We start from the raw sequence: 3,027 nt of genomic DNA on the forward strand, positions 1-3,027 counted from the left end.
TGTGAACCTTGAAAACTAGATAAGAAACAACATGCCAGAACATCAAACTTTAAAGTAAGACAATTTTTATTGTCGCAAATTTTTAGCATCATGCGTTATTAGTTAAGTGAAGAAGGGCGCACGGTGGATGCCTTGGCACTAGGAGCCGATGAAGGACGGGACTAACACCGATATGCTTCGGGGAGCTGTAAGTAAGCTTTGATCCGAAGATTTCCGAATGGGGGAACCCGCTATCCGTTATTGGATAGTACGTATCACTGAATACATAGGTGATACGAGGCAGACCCGGGGAACTGAAACATCTCATTACCCGGAGGAAGAGAAAGCAAATGCGATTTCCTGAGTAGCGGCGAGCGAAACGGAATTAGCCCAAACCAGAAGGCTTGCCTTCTGGGGTTGTAGGACACTCCTTTGGAGTTACAAAGAAACCATATAGACGAAGCGGCTTGGAATGGCCCGCCATAGAAGGTAAGAGCCCTGTATTCGAAATGTGGTTTCCTCCGGAGTGTATCCTGAGTACGGCGGAACACGTGAAATTCCGTCGGAATCCGGGAGGACCATCTCCCAAGGCTAAATACTCCCTAGTGACCGATAGTGAACCAGTACCGTGAGGGAAAGGTGAAAAGCACCCCGGAAGGGGAGTGAAATAGATCCTGAAACCGTGTGCCTACAAGTAGTCGAAGCCCGTTAATGGGTGACGGCGTACCTTTTGTAGAATGGACCGGCGAGTTACGATCCCCTGCAAGGTTAAGTTGTATAGACGGAGCCGCAGCGAAAGCGAGTCTGAATAGGGCGATATAGTAGGTGGTCGTAGACCCGAAACCGTGTGATCTACCCATGTCCAGGGTGAAGGTCAGGTAACACTGACTGGAGGCCCGAACCCACGCACGTTGAAAAGTGCGGGGATGAGGTGTGGGTAGGGGTGAAATGCCAATCGAACACGGAGATAGCTGGTTCTCTCCGAAATAGCTTTAGGGCTAGCCTCAAAGGATGATGGTTGGAGGTAGAGCACTGATTGGACTAGGGGCCCTCATCGGGTTACCGAATTCAGTCAAACTCCGAATGCCAATCAATCTACTTTGGGAGTCAGACTATGGGTGATAAGGTTCATGGTCGAAAGGGAAACAGCCCAGACCGCCAGCTAAGGTCCCAAAGTGTGTGTTAAGTGGAAAAGGATGTGGCGTTGCTTAGACAACCAGGATGTTGGCTTAGAAGCAGCCATCATTGAAAGAGTGCGTAATAGCTCACTGGTCGAGTGACGCTGCGCCGAAAATATACCGGGGCTAAACACACCACCGAAGCTGCGGATTGACATCTACGATGTCAGTGGTAGGAGAGCGTTCTAAGGGCAGTGAAGGTCGATCGTGAGGACGGCTGGAGCGCTTAGAAGTGAGAATGCCGGTATGAGTAGCGAAAAAAGAGTGAGAATCTCTTTCATCGAAAGCCCAAGGTTTCCTGAGGAAGGCTCGTCCGCTCAGGGTTAGTCGGGGCCTAAGCCGAGGCCGAAAGGCGTAGGCGATGGACAACAGGTTGATATTCCTGTACCACCTAAATCCGCTTGAACGATGGGGGGACGCAGGAGGATAGGGAAAGCGCGCTGCTGGTTATGCGCGTCCAAGCCGTGAGGAAGTTGAGCAGGCAAATCCACTCAACACTAATTCCAGGCGGTAATGGGGAGGGAAATTTAGTACCGAAGTTCCTGATTTCACACTGCCAAGAAAAGCCTCTAGTGAGGAAATAGGTGCCCGTACCGCAAACCGACACAGGTAGGCACGGTGAGTAACCGAAGATGATCGGGAGAACTCTCGTTAAGGAACTCGGCAAAATGACCCCGTAACTTCGGGAGAAGGGGTGCTTCTTTTAAGGAGAAGCCGCAGTGAAAAGGCCCAAGCGACTGTTTAGCAAAAACACAGGTCTCTGCAAAGCCGTAAGGCGAAGTATAGGGGCTGACACCTGCCCGGTGCTGGAAGGTTAAGGGGAATGGTTAGGGACTTCGTCCCGAAGCTGTGAACCGAAGCCCCAGTAAACGGCGGCCGTAACTATAACGGTCCTAAGGTAGCGAAATTCCTTGTCGGGTAAGTTCCGACCCGCACGAAAGGTGCAACGACTTGGGCACTGTCTCAACGAGAGACCCGGTGAAATTATACTATGCGTGAAGATGCGCATTACCCGCGACAGGACGGAAAGACCCCGTGGAGCTTTACTGTAGCCTGATATGGAATGTTGGTACAGCTTGTACAGGATAGGTGGGAGCCTTAGAAGCCGGAGCGCCAGCTTCGGTGGAGGCATCCGTGGGATACCACCCTGGCTGTATTGACATTCTAACCCAGAACCGTTATCCGGTTCGGAGACAGTGTCAGGTGGGCAGTTTGACTGGGGCGGTCGCCTCCCAAAGAGTAACGGAGGCGCCCAAAGGTTCCCTCAGAATGGTTGGAAATCATTCGTAGCGTGCAAAGGCAGAAGGGAGCTTGACTGCGAGACCTACAAGTCGAGCAGGGACGAAAGTCGGGCTTAGTGATCCGGCGGTGCCGTATGGAAGGGCCGTCGCTCAACGGATAAAAGCTACCCCGGGGATAACAGGCTTATCTCCCCCAAGAGTCCACATCGACGGGGAGGTTTGGCACCTCGATGTCGGCTCATCGCATCCTGGGGCTGTAGTCGGTCCCAAGGGTTGGGCTGTTCGCCCATTAAAGCGGTACGCGAGCTGGGTTCAGAACGTCGTGAGACAGTTCGGTCCCTATCCGTCGTGGGCGTTAGAAGTTTGAGAGGAGCTGTCCTTAGTACGAGAGGACCGGGATGGACGCACCGCTGGTGCACCAGTTGTTCCGCCAGGAGCATAGCTGGGTAGCTACGTGCGGAAGGGATAAGTGCTGAAAGCATCTAAGCATGAAGCCCCCCTCAAGATGAGACTTCTCATCATTTTAAATGAGTAAGATCCCTCAGAGACGATGAGGTAGATAGGTTCGAGGTGGAAGCGTGGTGACACGTGCAGCTGACGAATACTAATCGATCGAGGACTTAACTAAA

1 rRNA gene is annotated in these 3,027 nt (G+C 52.2%); it reads left to right on the top strand.

Annotation, left to right across the window (positions count from 1 at the left end):
- Window positions 1-100: 100 nt before the first annotated feature.
- Window positions 101-3,026 (top strand): 23S ribosomal RNA (locus tag SFC25_RS18190).
- Window position 3,027: the final 1 nt, after the last annotated feature.

Origin of the sequence: Terribacillus saccharophilus (genome assembly GCF_046592595.1) — a bacterium.
GTDB classification, from domain to species: domain Bacteria; phylum Bacillota; class Bacilli; order Bacillales; family Amphibacillaceae; genus Terribacillus; species Terribacillus saccharophilus_C.